Raw genomic sequence first — 16,235 nt, 5'->3', positions numbered from 1 at the left:
CGCCGCCGTCAGCGTCGTCTTGCCGTGGTCCACGTGACCGATCGTGCCCACGTTCACGTGGGGCTTGGTACGTTCGAACTTGCCTTTTGCCATTTCTTGTTACTCCAAAAGAGCGTTGCCTGTGTGAGGGTTTAACGTCTGCATCCGGTTGCTGGCTCGCCCCGCACAGGACAACGGGGCGGCACCGGATCGCAGACAGGAAAATGCTACTGAAAAAATAGCTTCAGCCCCTTAATGCATCAGGGCTGGAGCCACTTTCATATCAAAGTATCCGACCCCGCCCTGTATCCTCAGGGCGGGGTCGGTCCTTGACAGTTACTTGGCGCGCGCGGCCATGATGGCCTCGGCGACGTTCCTCGGAGCCTCGGCGTAGTGCTTGAACTCCATCGTGTAGGTCGCGCGGCCCTGCGTCATCGAGCGCAGCTGCGTGGCGTAGCCGAACATCTCGGACAGCGGCACCTCGGCCTTGATGGCCTTGCCGCCACCGACCATGTCGTCCATGCCCTGCACCATGCCGCGGCGGCTGGACAGGTCGCCCATCACCGTGCCGGCATAGTCCTCAGGCGTCTCGACTTCCACGGCCATCATCGGCTCGAGGATGACGGGGTTAGCCTTCTTGGCAGCTTCCTTGAAGCCGAAGATGGCGGCCATCTTGAACGCCTGCTCGGACGAGTCCACGTCGTGGTAGGAGCCGAAAGTGAGCGCGACCTTCACGTCCACCACCGGGTAGCCGGCCAGCACGCCCGAGGTCAGGGCTTCTTCCACGCCCTTTTGCACTGCGGGGATGTACTCGCGCGGCACCACGCCGCCCTTGATCTCGTCCAGGAACTCGAAGCCCTTGCCCGGCTCGTTGGGCTCCAGGCGGAACACCACGTGGCCGTACTGGCCCTTGCCGCCCGACTGGCGCACGAACTTGCCGTCCACATCCTTGACGGTGTTGCGGACGGTTTCGCGGTAGGCCACCTGGGGCTTGCCGACGTTGGCCTCGACGTTGAACTCGCGCTTCATGCGGTCGACGATGATGTCCAGGTGCAGCTCGCCCATGCCGGCGATGATGGTCTGGCCCGATTCCTCATCGGTACGCACGCGGAACGACGGGTCTTCCGAAGCCAGGCGCGACAGGGCGATGCCCATCTTTTCCTGGTCGGCCTTGGTCTTGGGCTCGACGGCCTGGGCGATCACCGGCTCGGGGAAGACCATCTTCTCGAGCATGATGTGCGCATCCAGGTCGCACAGCGTGTCGCCGGTGGTCACTTCCTTCAGGCCCACGCAGGCGGCGATGTCACCGGCGCGGATTTCGTCGATCTCCTGGCGCTCGTTGGCGTGCATCTGCACGATACGGCCGATGCGCTCCTTCTTGCCCTTGACGGCGTTGTAGACGGTGTCACCCTTGGACAGGACGCCCGAATAGACGCGCACGAAGGTCAGCTGGCCGACGAACGGGTCGGTCATCAGCTTGAACGCCAGGGCCGAGAACTTCTCGTTGTCGTCGGCCTTGCGGGTCAGCTTCTTCTCTTCGTCGTCCGGGTCGGTGCCAACCACGTCGGGAATGTCGGTAGGCGCCGGCAGGAAGTCCAGCACCGCGTCCAGCATGCGCTGCACGCCCTTGTTCTTGAACGCCGAGCCGCACAGCATGGGCTGAATCTCGGTGGCGATGGTGCGCTGGCGCAGGCCGGCGATGATGTCCTGCTCGGACAGGTCACCGTCTTCCAGGTACTTGTTCATCAGCTCCTCGGACGCCTCGGCGGCCGACTCGACCATGTTCTCGCGCCACTTGTTGGCGGTCTCGACCAGGTCGGCGGGGATCTCGGCGTACTCGAACTTCATGCCCTGCGAGGCCTCGTCCCAGATGATGGCCTTCATCTTGATGAGGTCCACCACGCCCTGGAACTTGTCCTCGGCGCCGATCGGCACCACGATCGGCACCGGGTGCGCGTTCAGGCGCGTCTTCATCTGCTCGACGACCTTGAAGAAGTTGGCGCCGGTGCGGTCCATCTTGTTCACGAACGCCAGGCGCGGCACCTTGTGCTTGTTGGCCTGGCGCCAGACGGTCTCGGACTGCGGCTGCACGCCACCCACGGCGCAATAGACCATCACCGCGCCGTCCAGCACGCGCATGGAACGCTCCACCTCGATGGTGAAGTCCACGTGGCCGGGGGTGTCGATGATGTTGATGCGGTGCTCGGGACGCGACAGGTCCATGCCCTTCCAGAAGCAGGTCACGGCCGACGAGGTGATCGTGATGCCGCGCTCCTGCTCCTGCTCCATCCAGTCGGTCGTGGCGGCGCCTTCGTGCACCTCGCCCAGCTTGTGGGTCACGCCGGTATAGAACAGGATGCGCTCGGACGTGGTGGTCTTGCCGGCGTCGATGTGGGCCGAGATGCCGATGTTGCGGTAGCGCTCGAGGGGGGTTTTGCGTGCCATGGTGATGGTCTTTCGTTAACGCCGGGAGCCCGACACGCCGAAATCGACGGGCCGGGCTCCCGGAATGCGAGGAGGGAGGGCTGGCTTAGAAGCGGAAGTGGCTGAAGGCCTTGTTGGCTTCGGCCATGCGGTGCACCTCGTCACGGCGCTTCATGGCGCCGCCACGGCCTTCGTTGGCCTCCATCAGCTCGTTGGCCAGGCGCAGCGCCATGGACTTCTCGCCGCGCTTGCGGGCAGCGTCCTTGAGCCAGCGCATGGACAGGGCCAGGCGACGCACCGGGCGCACTTCGACCGGCACCTGGTAGTTGGCACCGCCCACGCGGCGGGACTTCACCTCGACCATCGGCTTGATGTTGTTGATGGCCGTCAGGAACACCTCCAGGGGGTCCTTCTCGGGCTGCTTCTTCTCGATCAGCTCCAGGGCGCCGTAGATGATGCGCTCTGCAACTGCCTTCTTGCCGCCTTCCATGATGACGTTCATGAACTTGGACAGCTCGACATTGCCGAATTTCGGGTCCGGCAGGATTTCACGTTTGGGGACTTCGCGACGACGTGGCATTTCTTACCTCAATCTTTGCTTCAGTTGGCACCATCTCAGGTACCGCGAGAGCCATTGGGACCCTCACTTACTCGACCCGCGCAGAACACCTGCGTTCAGGGTCACTACGCCGCACACCGCGCCACGCGGCAGGCAGCACCGAATTGGCTCGGCGACAGCCGGGCTTACTTGGCCTTGGGCTTCTTCGCGCCGTACTTGGAGCGCGACTGCTTGCGGTCCTTCACGCCCTGCAGGTCCAGGGAGCCGCGCACGATGTGGTAGCGCACGCCGGGAAGGTCCTTCACACGGCCGCCGCGCACCAGCACCACGCTGTGCTCTTGCAGGTTGTGGCCTTCGCCGCCGATGTAGGAGATGACTTCGAAGCCGTTGGTCAGACGCACCTTGGCGACCTTGCGCAGCGCCGAGTTGGGCTTCTTGGGGGTGGTGGTGTACACACGGGTGCACACGCCGCGGCGCTGGGGGCAGTTCTCCATGGCCGGGCTTTTGGATTTCACCACTTCGACCGTGCGCCCCTGGCGCACGAGTTGGTTGATGGTTGGCATTAAATACTCGTCCCTAAACGTGAAAAGGGCGTGCGGACAAACCTCCGCTGCGCCGTTTGCGAAAACGTCATTCCCTTCGGAAAATTTCCGAAAAGCCCGCAAGTGTAGCCGCTGAAGGATTTCAGGACAAGGGGCGGGGGCGGGCCCGGGCCTTGGCGCGGTACATGGCCTGGTCGGCCGCCGCCAGCAGGGCCTGCGGATCGGCGCCATCTTCCGGGTACAGCGCCACGCCGATGGAGGCGCCCACGGCCACCGCGGCACCGGCAGTGGCCACCGGCTGCGCCAACGCCGCAGCGGCGCGCACGGCCAGGGCCTGCGCCTCGTGCGGCTGGTGGATGCCGCGCTGCAGCACCGCGAACTCGTCGCCGCCCAGGCGCGCGACGAAGTCGCTCTCGCGTGCCAGCGACTGCAGCACCTGCGCCGCCTGGCGCAGCACTTCATCGCCCGCGGCGTGGCCATGCACGTCGTTGATCGGCTTGAAGCCGTCCAGATCGACATACAGCACCCCCAGGCGGGCGCCGGAGCGCTGCGCCAGCGCGATCTCGGCGGCCAGCAGCTCCAGGAAGCGGCCCCGGTTGAGCAGGCCGGTCAGACCGTCGTGGCTGGCCATGTGCTCGATGTGCTGCTGGTGCGCATGCCGCTCGGTCACATCGTTCACGGTGTGCAGCACGCCGCCACCCGGCACCTGCACGCTGCCCACCTCCAGCACCCGGCCGCTGCTGCGCTGGCGCAACGCCAGGCAGACGATCCCCGGCGCGTTCTCCGGCGGCCAGCCGGACAGCTGCGCCAGCGCCTCGGGCGACAGCGCCTCCCAGTCGCCGCCCTCGCGCAGCAGCCGCACCACGTCGTCCTGCCAGGGCCGGCCCTGCAGGTACTCCGGCGCCAGGTCCAGCAACTGCAGCAGGCGCTGGTTGTGATAGTCGACGCGTCCTTCGGCGCTGACCATGGCGATGCCCTGCTGCATGCCGTGCAGCACGGCCTGCAGCAAGGCCGATTCACGCAGCGCGGTATCAGCATGGATACGCGCGTTGCGCTCGGCCTGCGCCAGGCGCTCGCGCTGGCGCTGCAGCTCGGTGACATCCAGGTGCGCGTACAACTGCGCGCCGCCAGTCGCGCCGCTGCGGCTCAGCACGCGCAGCTGGCGCCCGCCCGGCAGCTGCAGCTCGAAGGGCGAGCCGGTGAACAGCATGATCTCCTGCAGCATGGCGGCCTCGTCGGCGTGCTGCGCCGCCAGCTCCGCGCCTTCGCGCATCCAGACGTCGAGGAACAACTCGGGCAGCGTGCGGCCCAGCGCCGCCTGCGCGTCGGCCAGGCCGTAGAGCATGGCAAAGGGGTCGTTGGCCCAGGTGATGCGGCCCTGGTCGTCGCTCAGTACCAGCCCGCTGGGCGCCCGGTCCAGCAGCGCGGCGGCGTCGATGCGCGGCTCGGGCGCGCGCTCGGGCGCCGGCGGGGCCAGGATGCGCCACAACCGCAGCCGCCCCAGGCCGGCCAGCGGCAGCGAAGCCACGGTGATGCGTTCGCCGCGGTGCAGGAAATCGTAGGGATGGAACTGCTGCTGGTGGCGTTCGATGCCGGCCTGCACGTAGCGCTCCAGGTTGGCCAGCTCCGCGCCTTCCAGCCGCGCCCGGTAGAAGCGCCGCAGGTTCTCGGCATAGGGCTCGCCCCGGTGGATCTGCGCGCGGTGCTCGGGAAACAAGCGCAGGAAACTCTGGTTCCAGGCCTGGGTGCAATCGCCTTCGTCGAACAGGCACATGCCGACCTGCAAGGCGTCCAGCATCCGGCCGAGGGCCTCGAACCAGGCGGGGGCGCAGGCGTTCATGGCGGATGGGTGTGGGCTTGACGGGCGAAGGGGCGCCCGCCCATTGTGCCGCAGCCCCACCCCGCGCGACCGGGTCAGGTGCGCCGGATCACGTCACTTGATCCACAGGCGCAGCGCGTCCCAGGCGCGGCCGAAGAAGCCGGCCTCGCCAACGCTCTCCAGTGCCACCAGCGGCACCTCGGCGACCTGTTGCTCGCCCAGCGTCACCTTCAGCGTGCCCACCGACTGGCCCTGGGTGAAGGGCGCGATCAGCGGGTCCTGGCGCACCACGGTGGTCGAAAGCTTGCCGGCACTGCCCGACGGCACGGTGACGACGATGGCCTCGGGGCGGCCGATCTTCAGGGTGTTCTGCGTGCCCTTCCAGATCGCCGGCGTCGCGGCCGGCTGGCCGGCGTCGAACAGTTTCACGGCGTCGAACGCGGTGTAGCCCCAGTTCAGCAGCTTCTGGCTTTCGTTGGCGCGGGCATTCTCGCTGGCGGTGCCCAGCACGATGGACAGCAGCCGGCGCTGGCCGACCTGCGGGAAGTCGCGCTTGGCGGTGGACACCAGGCAGTAGCCCGCCGCGGCCGTGTGGCCGGTCTTCAGGCCGTCCACCGTCGGGTCGCGGAACAGCAGCGTATTGCGGTTGTTGCTGTTGGACTTCGGCGTGCCCTCGTAGCGGTACTGCTTGGTGGAGTAGTAGTGCAGGTATTCCGGAAAGTCCTGGATCAGCCGCGTCGACAGGGTCGCCAGGTCGCGCGCGGTGGTGGTGTGGCCGGGCTCGGTCAGGCCTTCCGGATTCTTGTACTGCGTGCCCTTCATGCCGAAGGCTTTGGCCTGCTCGTTCATCAGGCGCACGAAGTTCTCGGCGGTGCCGCCCACGGCCTCGGCCAGCGCCATGGTGGCGTCGTTGCCGGACTGCACGATCATGCCCTTGAGCAGGTCGTCGATCGGCACCTGCATCTTCGGGTCGATGAACATGCGCGAGCCGGGCATCTTCCAGGCACGCTCGCTCACCGGCACGCGCTGCTCCAGCGTGATCTTCTTGGCGCGCAGCGCATCGAACACCAGGTAGCCGGTCATCAGCTTGGTCAGCGAGGCCTGCTCCACCGGCGCGTCGATGTCCTTGCCGGCCAGCACCTGGCCAGCTGTCACGTCCACCAGCAGGTAGTTGCGCGCGGCGATCTCGGGCGGCTGGGGCACCTGCGCCCACAGCAGGGCAGGAGCGAGGGCAAGGGCGCAGGCAAGGTTTCGCAGCAGGGACAGAACGGAGGGCATCGCGGGCAACAGGAAGGAGGGCAACAAGGATCGGAAGGCGGGAGGCCGCCGAAGTGCGCGCCGGCGGCGTGGCCGGCAGGCAGCGCGTCAGGACAGTGCCGGCGGCTGCAGATGGCGCATGGCGAGGTTTTTCAGCAGCGGCAATTGTCCGTGAAAGAAATGGCCGCCCCCCGGCACAACCGTAACCGGGAGTTGCTGCGGCCGCGCCCAGTCCATGACCGAGGCCAGCGGCACGGTCTCGTCGTGCTCGCCGTGCACCACCAGCGTGGCCAGGTGCGCCTCGGGCGGCAGCGGCGCCACCTCGAAGCGGCTGGCGGCCGTGCCGACCAGGATGGCGCGCTCGATGCGCCCGCCGTCCCACAGCCGGGCCAGCGCATGGCTGGTGACGAAGGCGCCGAAGGAAAAGCCGGCCAGCACCAGCGGGCCTTCGGGTGCCGCCTGCTCGACCAGCGCCAGCAGGTCGTCCAGCTCGCCGCGCCCCTCGTCGTGCACGCCGGCGCTGGCGCCCACGCCGCGGAAGTTGAAGCGCAGCGCTGTGAAGCCGCAGGCCACGCAGGCGCGCGCCAGGGTCTGCACCACCTTGTTGTCCATGGTGCCGCCGAACAGCGGGTGCGGGTGCGCAATGACGGCCGTGCCGCGCGGCGTGGCGTCGGGCGCCGGGCTGTCGCGCAGCGCCTCGATGGCGCCGGCGGCGCCGGAGAACTGCAGGCGCTCGGTCTGGGCATTCATGCCGGGTTCACTCCTGAAAACATAGCTGGAGGCCGTTATACATAAAGGGCTGGAGGCCGAAAACTCTCAAAAACCAGCGGGACGGCTCAGCGCCCCACGTCGGGCGGCAGCAGCAAGCGCTCGACCACCTGGCCGTGCTTCAGGTGCGACTCGACGATCTCGTCGATGTCCTGCTGGTCCACATAGGTGTACCAGGTGCCTTCCGGGTAGACCACGGCCACCGGCGCGCCCGAGCAACGGTCCAGGCAGCCGGACTTGTTCACGCGCACCTTGCCCGGGCCGGCCAGGCCCGCGGCCTTGACCTGCTTCTTGCAATGCTCGAAGGCCTGCTGCGCGCCCTGCGCGGCGCAGCAGGCCTCGGGCGCCTTGCGCTCGTTCAGGCAGAAGAAGATGTGGCGCTGGAAGTAAGGCGGCTGGGCGGGCGTGGGGGTGTCGGGTGCGGTCATGCGCGGGATTCTAGGCAGCCGGCGCCCTGCCGCCGTGCGCGCGCCGACCCTGGCCGGCGCGCGGTTGTCAGCCCGGCGGCGCCGCGCGCGGGCGCTCCCGGCGCGAGACCTGGGCCAGCACGTGGCCCAGCGTGGCATAGGGCCACAGCCAGCCCAGCCACTGCCCCAGGCCGTAGAAGCGGATGAAGCGCCCCTGCTCCCAGGCCTGCAGCGTCTGGGCAAAATAGGCGTCCTGCGGCGCATCGTTGAGCAGGTCCAGGTGCAGCATCAGCAACACCAGCAGCACCGCCGCGCTGGCCCGGCGCGGCAGCGCCAGCAGCGCCAGCGCCATCCCGAAGCCCAGCGCGATGCCCACGCGCGCGGCCGGCGTGAGCCACTCCCAGGCATGCACCGGGCCCCAGCTCAGGCCGGCCGACAGCGCCGTCACCGCCACGCCCAGCACCGTCACCCCCAGCGCGTGCACCGCGCGGCGCCAGCGCTGGCGCATGATGCAGTAGCCCAGCAGGCACGGCACCAGCAGGCCGAGGGCCACCGCCAGCACCTCGGCGCCGCGCGACATCGGCTCCAGCGGCGCCTCGCGCATCGGCAGCCAGTCCAGGAACGGCGTGCCCTCCAGCAGTTCGGCCAGCGCGTCTTCCAGCCGCTGCCAGACCTGCCCCAGCCCGAACGGCAGCGCCGCCGGGAACAGCAGCGCCCACGGCCACAGCGCCAGCAGCGCCAGCGCGCCGCTGGCATCCGGCGTGAACCAGCGCTCGCGCAGCCGGCTCCAGCGGGCGATGGCGCCCAGGCGCTCGAGCAGCGCCGCGACCAGCGCGCCGAGCAGCGCACCCGCGGCGTTCAGCAGCAAATCCAGGTTGGACGGCACGCGCCGCGGCAGGAAGATCTGCAGGTATTCCATACACAGCGACAGCAGCGCGCCGCTGAATGCCGCCAGCGGCACTGCCGCCAGCGGCGCAACGCCCGAGCGCAGGCAAGCCAGCGCCAGCAGGAAACCCAGCGGCGCGTAGCCGGCGACGTTGATGTTCACGTCGAACCAGGTCCAGTACGGCGGCGGGATGCGCGCCGTCAGGAACACCCACGGCGAGATGCCCTGCGCGCGCCAGCCCTCGAACGGGAACAGGCTGGCGAAGACGATCAGCAGCGCGTAGATCGCCGCCAGCGGCCAGGCCGAGGTGCGGTGCGGCCCCGGCGGGCCGTCCTGCACGGGGGCCGGATCGGCGTTCAAAACGGCTTGACCACGACCAGCACCACCACCGCCACCAGCAGCAGCACCGGCAGTTCGTTGAACCAGCGGAACCAGACGTGGCTGCGCCGGCTGGTGCCGGCGGCCAGCTTGCGCAGCAGTACCGCGCAGGCATGGTGGTAGCCGACGATGACCAGCACCAGCGCCAGCTTGGCGTGCAGCCAGCCGTTGCCCGGCCCGCGCCCGATGCCGTAGCCCAGCCACAGCCACAGGCCCAGGGCCAGCGCCGGCACCGCCAGGAGGGTGGTGAAGCGCAGCAGCTTGCGCGCCATCAGCAGCAGCCGTTCGCGCTCGGCACTGGAGCCGGGCGGCACCATGGCCAGGTTGACGAAGATGCGCGGCAGGTAGAACAGCCCGGCGAACCAGCTGGCGATGAAGACGATGTGGAAGGCTTTGACCCAGAGCATCGCCGCAGTGTGCCAAAAAAGAAGCCCGGCGCGGCCGGGCGGGAAAGCCCCGGGACAGGAGGTGCCCGGGACCCCGCTCAGGGAGGTGAAGCGGGGGGCGCGGGGGGGGATGCGCCCGGCGGCAATCTAGCACCGCCGCCAGGGCGGCGCAAGCACGCCGGACTGCCGCCCAGGACCCCTGGCGCACAATCGGGCGCCATGCACCTGTCCAGCCCCACCCCCTTCCCGAGCCAGCGCCCGCGCCGCCTGCGCCGCGACGCCTTCACCCGCAACCTGGTGCGCGAGCATGCCCTGTCGCCGCACGACTTCATCTACCCGGTGTTCGTGCACGAGGGCGAGAATCGGCGCGTGCCGGTGGCCTCCATGCCCGGCGTCGAACGCCTGAGCATCGACCTGCTGCTGCCCGTGGCCGAAGAGTGCTTGCGCCTGGGCATTCCGTACCTGGCGCTGTTTCCGTCCATCGACGCGCAGCTGAAGACGCCCGACGGCAGCGAGTCGCTGAATCCCGACGGCCTGATCCCGCGCACCATTCGCGCGCTCAAACGCGCCTTCCCCGAGCTCGGCGTGATGACCGACGTGGCGCTCGACCCCTACACCAGCCACGGCCAGGACGGCGTGCTGGACGCCACCGGCTACATCCTGAACGACGAGACGGTGGAAATCCTCGTTGGCCAGGCGCTGGCGCATGCCGAGGCCGGCGTGGACATGGTCGCGCCCAGCGACATGATGGACGGGCGCATCGGTGCCATCCGCGACGCGCTGGAGGCACATGGGCACATCCACACCCGCCTCATGGCCTACAGCGCCAAGTACGCCAGCGCCTTCTACGGGCCGTTCCGCGACGCCGTGGGCTCGGCCGCCAACCTGGGCGCGAGCAACAAGAACGTCTACCAGATGGACCCGGCCAACACCGACGAGGCGCTGCGCGAGGTGGCGCTGGACATCGCCGAGGGCGCCGACATGGTCATGGTCAAGCCCGGCATGCCCTACCTGGACGTGCTGCGCCGCGTCAAGGACGAGTTCCGCGTGCCGACTTTCGCCTACCAGGTGTCGGGCGAATACGCCATGCTGAAAGCGGCATCGGCCAACGGCTGGCTGGACCATGACAAGGTGATGATGGAGTCGCTCCTGGCCTTCAAGCGCGCCGGCGCCGATGGCGTGCTGACCTACTTCGCCCTCGAAGCCGCGCGGCTGCTGCAGCCGCTGCCTGCAGCGCGCTAGCCGCCGGCCGTGCGCGGGCGCGGTGCCGGTCGGGAGCAGGAGAGACCGACCTTGACCCAGGACACCGCCCTACCCGCCACGCCCAGCGCAACAGAACCGGCACCGGCCTGCGTGCCGGTGCGCATCTTCCACCTGCAGCCCGGCGCCAGCGTCGTCGAACTGGACACGCTGCCCGCGCAGCCCCCGCCGGTGGGCTTTTACTGGGTGGCCTGCACCCGCAGCGCGCTGCAGGAACGGCTGGCGGAGTTTCAGCAGATGCTGCAGTGCGTCACCGGGCTGCAGCTGGTGGACCTGCACGTCACCGACCTGCTCAGCACCCAGTTGCCCTCGCACTACGACTACACCTCGCAGTACGAACTGCTGGTCATGCGCCAGCTGACGACCACCGAGGGCACGGCCGAGCAGCCCCTGCCGCGCACCGCGCGCGGCGGCCCGCCGGTGCTGCGGCGCATCGAGACCAGCCCGGTCGGGCTGGTGGTGTTCGATGCGCTGCTGCTGTCAGTGCACACCGAGGACTGCAGCGTGCGCGACAGCTACGCCGAGCGCCTGATGGCGCCGCCGCCGCTGGCGGCGGTGGTGACCGAGGACGAGGCCGGCGACGTCGAAACCAGCGCCGAGACGCTGGTCTGCGAGCTGCACGTCAATGCGCCCATCGTCGGCATCCGCCTGCCGACCAGCCCGCCGGACCTGATGCTGCGCCTGGTCAACCACATCGTCGACAACTACCTGGAGCTGCGCCGCCACCTGTCGCACCAGCTCGACCACTGGCAGGTGGCGCTGCTGAACCCGCGTGGACGCTTCAACCACTGGAGCGCGCTGATGGCCGCACGCCTGGCGCTGCACCACCTGACCGAGATCTGCGAGGACCAGCGCTCGGCGCTGCAGGCCTGGAGCGCCTCGCTGGAGCTGGGCGGCGGCGGCAACAGCCCGGTGGCGCAGCGCGAGCTGGAGCTGCTGCGCGTGCGCAGCCGCGACGTGCTGGAGCACATCGAGCGCGTTTCGCACCATGTGCGCCGGCTGGAGCAGAGCACCGAGGCCGCGGTGCAGATGCATTTTTCGGTGCAGAACAACCGCACCAACGAGATCATGCGCGTGCTCACTGTGCTCACCGCCGTGTTCCTGCCGCTGAACCTGATCGCCGGCATCTTCGGCATGAACTTCGAGTTCCTGCCCTTCGTGGACAAGGAAAACGGCTTCTGGGGTGCGCTGGTGGTGATGCTGGCCATCGCCGCCGGGCTGATCGCCTACTTCTGGCGCAACCGCTACCTGGCGCGCACAGGGCGTGGCTGAAAGCGTTCGAGGAAAAATTTGCTTTGACAATGATTGCGGCGTCAAGTATCTTGGCGCCCCCATGTCCGCACCCGACTCCACGCTTCTGCCCGTCCCTTACGCCCTTGAGCGCAGCGTCGGCCTGCAGCTGCGGCGCATCGTCAACCAGCTGGGCGCGGCCGTCGAGCAGCACGTCGAGCCGCTGGGCCTGACCGATGCGCAGTGGAAGCCGCTGCTGCGCCTGCACCTGGGCGAGCACGCCAATGCCAGCGCCCTGGCGCGCGACTGCCACATTGACAGTGGCGGGCTGACGCGGCTGCTGGACCGCCTGGAGGCCAAGGGCCTGGTGCAGCGCGAGCGCGCGCCGCACGACCGGCGCGTGGTGCAGGTGGCGCTGACCGACAGCGGCCGCACGGTTGCCGCCCGGTTGCCGGCGCTGCTGGCCGCGGCGCAGGACCAGCTGCTGCAGGGCTTCGACGCCGCCGAGCAGCAGGCTTTGCGCGGCTACCTGGACCGGCTGGAGGCCAATCTGCAGACCCTGGCCACCCCGCCGCCCGCCAGTGCGCGCCAGGGTCCTGGCTGAAATTTTCCATAAAAACCGGCCCCAACCCATGATTTGCAATGGCCTGCAGCTATTTTTTCGATAGCGGCAGGCCGGGTTGGCGGCGCTCCCGCCCTTCCCTCCTTCCGACACTCCCATGAACGCACCCGCTCCCGCCGCCCCGTCCCAGCCCTCGCCCCTGCAGGCCAAGGCGCGCCGCAAGCGCGCGCTGCTGCTGCTGGGCGCCGTGGTCGGCGTGGGCGCCGTCGCTTTCGGCCTGTACGACTGGCTGGTCGCCAGCCACTACGAGCACACCGACAACGCCTACGTGCAGGGCAACGTCGTGCAGATCACGCCGCAGACCGGCGGCACGGTGCTGGCCATCGGCGCCGACGACACCGACTTCGTACGCGCCGGCGCGCCGCTGGTGCAGCTCGACCCGGCCGACGCGCGCGTCGCGCTGGCGCAGGCCGAGGCGCAGCTGGCACAGGCCGTGCGCCAGGCGCGCACGCTGTACGCCAACAACGACACCCTGGCCGCCCAGGTGCGCCTGCGCGAGGCCGAGGCGCGCCGCGCCCAGGCCGATGTGCAGCGCCTGCAGTCCGAGATCGAGCGCGCGCAGGACGACGTGCAGCGCCGCCGCCAGCTGGCCGGCGTGGGCGCCGTCTCCACCGAGGAGCTGCAGCACGCGCAAAGCCAGCTGGCCGGCACGCGCAGCCAGCGCACCGCCGCCGAGGCCGCCGTCGGCGCCGCGCAGGCCGCGACCGCCGCCGCGCGCGAGCAGCTGACCAGCAACCGCGCGCTTACCCAGGGCGTGGCGGTGCAGCAGCACCCGGCCGTGCTCACGGCCGCGGCACGCCTGCGCGAGGCCTGGCTGGCCAGCCAGCGCACCCAGCTGCTGGCGCCGGTCGACGGCTACGTGGCGCGGCGCAGCGTGCAGCTGGGCCAGCGCGTGGCCGCCGGCAGCCCGCTGATGGCCATCGTGCCGCTCAAGGAGGTCTGGGTCGAGGCCAACTTCAAGGAAAACCAGCTGCGCAACCTGCGCCTGGGCCAGCCCGCCCAGCTCACGGCCGACCTGTACGGCAAGAAGGTGCCGTACCACGGCACCGTCGCCGGCCTGGGCGTGGGCACCGGCGCGGCGTTCGCCCTGCTGCCGGCGCAGAACGCCACCGGCAACTGGATCAAGGTGGTGCAGCGCGTGCCGGTGCGCATCGCGCTGGACGGCGCGCAGCTGGCCGAGCATCCGCTGCGCGTCGGCCTGTCGATGGACGTGGAGGTAGACACGCGCGAGCGCGGCGGCGCCTCGCTGGCCGAGGCGCCGCGCAGCGAGCCGGCCGCGCGCACGCGCGTGTTCGAACAGCAGGACGCGGGCGCCGAGGCCGAAGTAGCGCGCATCATCGAAGCGAACCTCGGCAAGTCCTGACATGGCGGCCACTCCCATTGCGCCGCTGACCGGCAGCGCCCGCACCTGGGGCACGCTGGCGCTGTCGGCGGCGACGTTCATGAACGTGCTGGACACGTCGATCGCCAACGTCTCGCTGCCGGCGATTGCCGGCGACCTGGGGGTCAGCCCGACGCAGGGCACCTGGGTCATCACCAGCTTTGCCGTGGCGAATGCGATCGCCGTGCCGCTGACGGGCTGGCTGTCGCAGCGCTTCGGCCAGGTGCGGCTGTTCGTGGCCAGCGTGACGCTGTTCGTGCTGGCGTCGCTGCTGTGCGGGCTGGCGCCGAACATGCCGCTGCTCATCGCCGCGCGCGCGCTGCAGGGCTTCGTCGCCGGGCCGATGATTCCGCTGTCGCAGGCATTGCTGCTGTCGAGCTACCCGAAGGCGCTGGCCGGGCTGGCCATGGCGATGTGGTCGATGACGACGCTGGTGGCGCCGGTGCTGGGGCCCCTCTTGGGCGGCTGGATCACCGACAACATCAGCTGGCCGTGGATCTTCTACATCAACGTGCCGGTGGGCATCGCCTCGGTGTTCGTCACCTGGGCCATCTTCCGCCAGCGCGAGAGCGAACGCCGCAGCCTGCCGATCGACTCCGTCGGGCTGGCGCTGCTGGTGATCTGGGTCGGCGCCATGCAGCTGGTGCTGGACATCGGCAAGGAGCACGACTGGTTTTCGTCGCCGCTGGTGGTGGGCAGCGCGCTGGTGGCAGTGGTGGGCTTCATCGCCTTCCTGATCTGGGAGCGCGGCGAGGAGCACCCGGTGGTGGACCTGTCGCTGTTTGGCAACCGCAACTTCTGGGCCGGCTCGCTGGCCACCTCGGTCGGCTACGGGCTGTTCTTCGGCAACGTGGTGTTGCTGCCGCTGTGGCTGCAGCAGTACATGGGCTACACCGCCACCCAGGCCGGCGAGATCATGGCGCCGGTGGGGCTGCTGGCGCTGGTGCTCTCGCCCATGGTCGGCAAGAGCATCGGCCGCGTCGATCCGCGCCGCTATGCCACGCTGGCCTTCCTGGTGTTCGCGCTGGTGCTGTGGATGCGCTCGCGCTTTTCCACCCAGGCCGATTTCGCCACCATCATGGTGCCGACCATCGTGCAGGGCGTGGCCACGGCGTTCTTCTTCATTCCGCTGGTGACCATCACCCTGTCGGAGATCGCGCCGGCGCGCATCCCGGCGGCCTCGGGCCTGTCCAACTTCATGCGCATCACCGCCGGCGCCATCGGCACCTCGGTCACCACCACGCTGTGGGAGCGGCGCGCCACGCTGCACCACGCGCAGCTGGTCGAGCACCTGACGCCCGGCAGCCCCGGCTTCGACCAGGCCATCGCCGTGCTGCGCGCCGGCGGACTGAGCGACGTGCAGGCGCTGGCGCAGATCGAGCGCATGACCACCCAGCAGGCCTTCATGCTGGCGGCCAACGACATCTTCTACGCCTCGGCCGTGCTGTTCATGCTGCTGATCCCGCTGGTCTGGCTGGCGCACGCGCCGCGTGCCCAGGGCGGCGGCGCGGCGGATGCGGCGGCGGGGGCGCACTGACGCGCCATCGCTCCTGAAAGAAGAGCTGAGAGCCCTTGAAATACAAGGGCTGGCGGCCTATTTGGCCTGCAAATGCTGGTCCAGGAAATCCAGCGTGCGCGTCCACGCCAGCTGCGCCGCCGGCGCGTCGTAGCTGGCGCGCTGGTCGCAGTGGAAGCCGTGGTCGGCGTCGTACAGCTCGACCCGCACCTCGGGGTGCGCGGCGGCGAAGTCATGCACGCTTTTCTCTGAAATGAAGTGGTCGCGCCGGCCGAAGTGCGCCAGCACCGGCACGCGCGGCGTGCTCGCGGCTTCCGCCTTGGTGGTCATGCCGCCACCGTAGTACGGCACGGCGGCCGACAGGCCGTGCAGCGCGCAGGCCGCGCGCCAGGCCAGCAGCCCGCCCCAGCAAAAGCCGACGATGCCCACGCGCGCGCCGCTGTCCTGCGCGGCGAAGTCAATGGCCGCCTGCAGGTCGGGCAGCACGCCGGGCGCGGGCAGCGCCTCCACGGCCGCTTTCAGCTGCTTGCCGCGCTGCATGTCGGCATCGCCATAGCCCAGTTCGACGCCTTTTTCGACGCGCGCGAAGGTGGCCGGCGCCACCACCGCGTAGCCGCGCGCGGCCAGGCGCGCCGCCACGTCGCGGATATGGCTGTTCACACCGAAGATTTCCTGCAGCAGCACCACCGCGCCGCGCGGCGTGCCCGCAGGCTGCTCCTGCCAGGCCGGCAGCGCAAAGCCGTCGGCGGCAACCAGTTCGATCCACTGACCCATGGGTGTTCTTTCCTTGAATGATGAAGGTGCCGGGTGCCCGCGCCCGA

At 69.4% G+C, this 16,235-nt stretch carries 16 protein-coding genes; 5 read left to right on the top strand and 11 right to left on the bottom strand.

From position 1 onward, the window contains the following. The 10 genes from BLQ61_RS05495 to BLQ61_RS05450 all read right to left on the bottom strand — a co-directional run. Nucleotides 1–93, bottom strand: a 93-nt coding sequence (locus BLQ61_RS05495; RefSeq protein WP_005434227.1) for a GTP-binding protein, incomplete at its 3' end; no start/stop codon positions are given. A 222-nt stretch (nt 94–315) separates the two neighbouring features. Beyond that, entirely contained in the window at nt 316–2,424 is a 2,109-nt protein-coding gene (gene fusA, locus BLQ61_RS05490) for an elongation factor G (RefSeq protein WP_091567443.1), read from the bottom strand. Between the two features lie 85 nt (nt 2,425–2,509). Then, on the bottom strand, nt 2,510–2,983 hold the full coding sequence (gene rpsG / locus BLQ61_RS05485) for a 30S ribosomal protein S7 (protein WP_091567441.1): 474 nt from the start codon (nt 2,981–2,983) through the stop codon (nt 2,510–2,512). A gap of 164 nt (nt 2,984–3,147) precedes the next feature. Next, nucleotides 3,148–3,525 carry a 30S ribosomal protein S12 gene (gene rpsL, locus BLQ61_RS05480; RefSeq protein WP_012202325.1) on the bottom strand — a complete coding sequence of 126 codons (378 nt, stop codon included), beginning with the start codon at nt 3,523–3,525 and terminating at the stop codon, nt 3,148–3,150. Nucleotides 3,526–3,646: 121 nt separating this feature from the next. Then, the gene (locus tag BLQ61_RS05475) at nt 3,647–5,344 is read right to left on the bottom strand and encodes a diguanylate cyclase domain-containing protein (protein WP_091567439.1); all 1,698 of its coding nucleotides are present in this window, start codon (nt 5,342–5,344) and stop codon (nt 3,647–3,649) included. A 93-nt stretch (nt 5,345–5,437) separates the two neighbouring features. Then, nucleotides 5,438–6,601: a D-alanyl-D-alanine carboxypeptidase family protein gene (locus tag BLQ61_RS05470; protein ID WP_091567437.1), complete on the bottom strand. Its 1,164-nt coding sequence runs from the start codon at nt 6,599–6,601 to the stop codon at nt 5,438–5,440. Nucleotides 6,602–6,688: 87 nt separating this feature from the next. Further along, nucleotides 6,689–7,330 (bottom strand): alpha/beta hydrolase, encoded by a 642-nt coding sequence (locus BLQ61_RS05465; RefSeq protein ID WP_091567436.1) that lies wholly within the window; start codon nt 7,328–7,330, stop codon nt 6,689–6,691. 86 nt (nt 7,331–7,416) lie between these two features. Further along, entirely contained in the window at nt 7,417–7,776 is a 360-nt protein-coding gene (locus tag BLQ61_RS05460) for a (2Fe-2S) ferredoxin domain-containing protein (RefSeq protein WP_091567435.1), read from the bottom strand. Nucleotides 7,777–7,843: 67 nt separating this feature from the next. Continuing rightward, complete coding sequence (locus BLQ61_RS05455; protein ID WP_245703845.1) at nt 7,844–9,001, bottom strand: VanZ family protein; 1,158 nt, start codon at nt 8,999–9,001, stop codon at nt 7,844–7,846. Then, nucleotides 8,998–9,426 carry a CopD family protein gene (locus BLQ61_RS05450; protein ID WP_091567433.1) on the bottom strand — a complete coding sequence of 143 codons (429 nt, stop codon included), beginning with the start codon at nt 9,424–9,426 and terminating at the stop codon, nt 8,998–9,000. Before BLQ61_RS05450 ends, BLQ61_RS05455 begins: the two co-directional genes overlap by 4 nt. Before the next feature lie 198 nt (nt 9,427–9,624). Here BLQ61_RS05450 and hemB point away from each other — a divergent pair, with 198 nt between their 5' ends. The 5 genes from hemB (at nt 9,625) to BLQ61_RS05425 (ending at nt 15,435) form a co-directional block, all read left to right on the top strand. Beyond that, the gene (gene hemB, locus BLQ61_RS05445; protein WP_091567432.1) at nt 9,625–10,647 is read left to right on the top strand and encodes a porphobilinogen synthase; all 1,023 of its coding nucleotides are present in this window, start codon (nt 9,625–9,627) and stop codon (nt 10,645–10,647) included. 51 nt (nt 10,648–10,698) lie between these two features. Further along, nucleotides 10,699–11,937: a magnesium transporter CorA family protein gene (locus tag BLQ61_RS05440; protein WP_425415603.1), complete on the top strand. Its 1,239-nt coding sequence runs from the start codon at nt 10,699–10,701 to the stop codon at nt 11,935–11,937. A gap of 61 nt (nt 11,938–11,998) precedes the next feature. Further along, complete coding sequence (locus tag BLQ61_RS05435) at nt 11,999–12,499, top strand: MarR family winged helix-turn-helix transcriptional regulator (RefSeq protein ID WP_091567431.1); 501 nt, start codon at nt 11,999–12,001, stop codon at nt 12,497–12,499. 115 nt (nt 12,500–12,614) lie between these two features. Further along, a complete protein-coding gene (locus tag BLQ61_RS05430; protein ID WP_091567430.1) occupies nt 12,615–13,880 on the top strand; it encodes an HlyD/EmrA/EmrK family protein in 1,266 nt (421 codons plus the stop codon). Nucleotide 13,881: 1 nt separating this feature from the next. Beyond that, nucleotides 13,882–15,435 carry a DHA2 family efflux MFS transporter permease subunit gene (locus BLQ61_RS05425; protein WP_091567429.1) on the top strand — a complete coding sequence of 518 codons (1,554 nt, stop codon included), beginning with the start codon at nt 13,882–13,884 and terminating at the stop codon, nt 15,433–15,435. Nucleotides 15,436–15,492: 57 nt separating this feature from the next. Here the strand turns inward: BLQ61_RS05425 and BLQ61_RS05420 are convergent, their stop codons facing one another. Beyond that, the gene (locus tag BLQ61_RS05420) at nt 15,493–16,188 is read right to left on the bottom strand and encodes a dienelactone hydrolase family protein (RefSeq protein ID WP_091567428.1); all 696 of its coding nucleotides are present in this window, start codon (nt 16,186–16,188) and stop codon (nt 15,493–15,495) included. Between the last annotated feature and the right edge of the window lie 47 nt (nt 16,189–16,235).

The organism is Oryzisolibacter propanilivorax (assembly GCF_900103645.1).
In the GTDB taxonomy this organism is placed as follows: Bacteria; Pseudomonadota; Gammaproteobacteria; order Burkholderiales; family Burkholderiaceae_C; genus Melaminivora; species Melaminivora propanilivorax.
Note: the sequence above shows the minus strand (reverse complement) of the source record. Positions and strands in the feature narration are given on the sequence as shown.

What these genes read in the sequence shown, in the direction of transcription:
- BLQ61_RS05470 (WP_091567437.1), bottom strand. Translation starts at nt 6,601, where the DNA reads ATGCCCTCCGTTCTGTCCCTGCTGCGAAACCTTGCCTGCGCCCTTGCC.
- BLQ61_RS05450 (WP_091567433.1), bottom strand. Translation starts at nt 9,426, where the DNA reads ATGCTCTGGGTCAAAGCCTTCCACATCGTCTTCATCGCCAGCTGGTTC.
- BLQ61_RS05420 (WP_091567428.1), bottom strand. Translation starts at nt 16,188, where the DNA reads ATGGGTCAGTGGATCGAACTGGTTGCCGCCGACGGCTTTGCGCTGCCG.
- BLQ61_RS05465 (WP_091567436.1), bottom strand. Translation starts at nt 7,330, where the DNA reads ATGAATGCCCAGACCGAGCGCCTGCAGTTCTCCGGCGCCGCCGGCGCC.
- rpsL (WP_012202325.1), bottom strand. Translation starts at nt 3,525, where the DNA reads ATGCCAACCATCAACCAACTCGTGCGCCAGGGGCGCACGGTCGAAGTG.
- BLQ61_RS05425 (WP_091567429.1), top strand. Translation starts at nt 13,882, where the DNA reads ATGGCGGCCACTCCCATTGCGCCGCTGACCGGCAGCGCCCGCACCTGG.
- BLQ61_RS05435 (WP_091567431.1), top strand. Translation starts at nt 11,999, where the DNA reads ATGTCCGCACCCGACTCCACGCTTCTGCCCGTCCCTTACGCCCTTGAG.
- rpsG (WP_091567441.1), bottom strand. Translation starts at nt 2,983, where the DNA reads ATGCCACGTCGTCGCGAAGTCCCCAAACGTGAAATCCTGCCGGACCCG.
- BLQ61_RS05475 (WP_091567439.1), bottom strand. Translation starts at nt 5,344, where the DNA reads ATGAACGCCTGCGCCCCCGCCTGGTTCGAGGCCCTCGGCCGGATGCTG.
- BLQ61_RS05460 (WP_091567435.1), bottom strand. Translation starts at nt 7,776, where the DNA reads ATGACCGCACCCGACACCCCCACGCCCGCCCAGCCGCCTTACTTCCAG.
- fusA (WP_091567443.1), bottom strand. Translation starts at nt 2,424, where the DNA reads ATGGCACGCAAAACCCCCCTCGAGCGCTACCGCAACATCGGCATCTCG.
- BLQ61_RS05430 (WP_091567430.1), top strand. Translation starts at nt 12,615, where the DNA reads ATGAACGCACCCGCTCCCGCCGCCCCGTCCCAGCCCTCGCCCCTGCAG.
- hemB (WP_091567432.1), top strand. Translation starts at nt 9,625, where the DNA reads ATGCACCTGTCCAGCCCCACCCCCTTCCCGAGCCAGCGCCCGCGCCGC.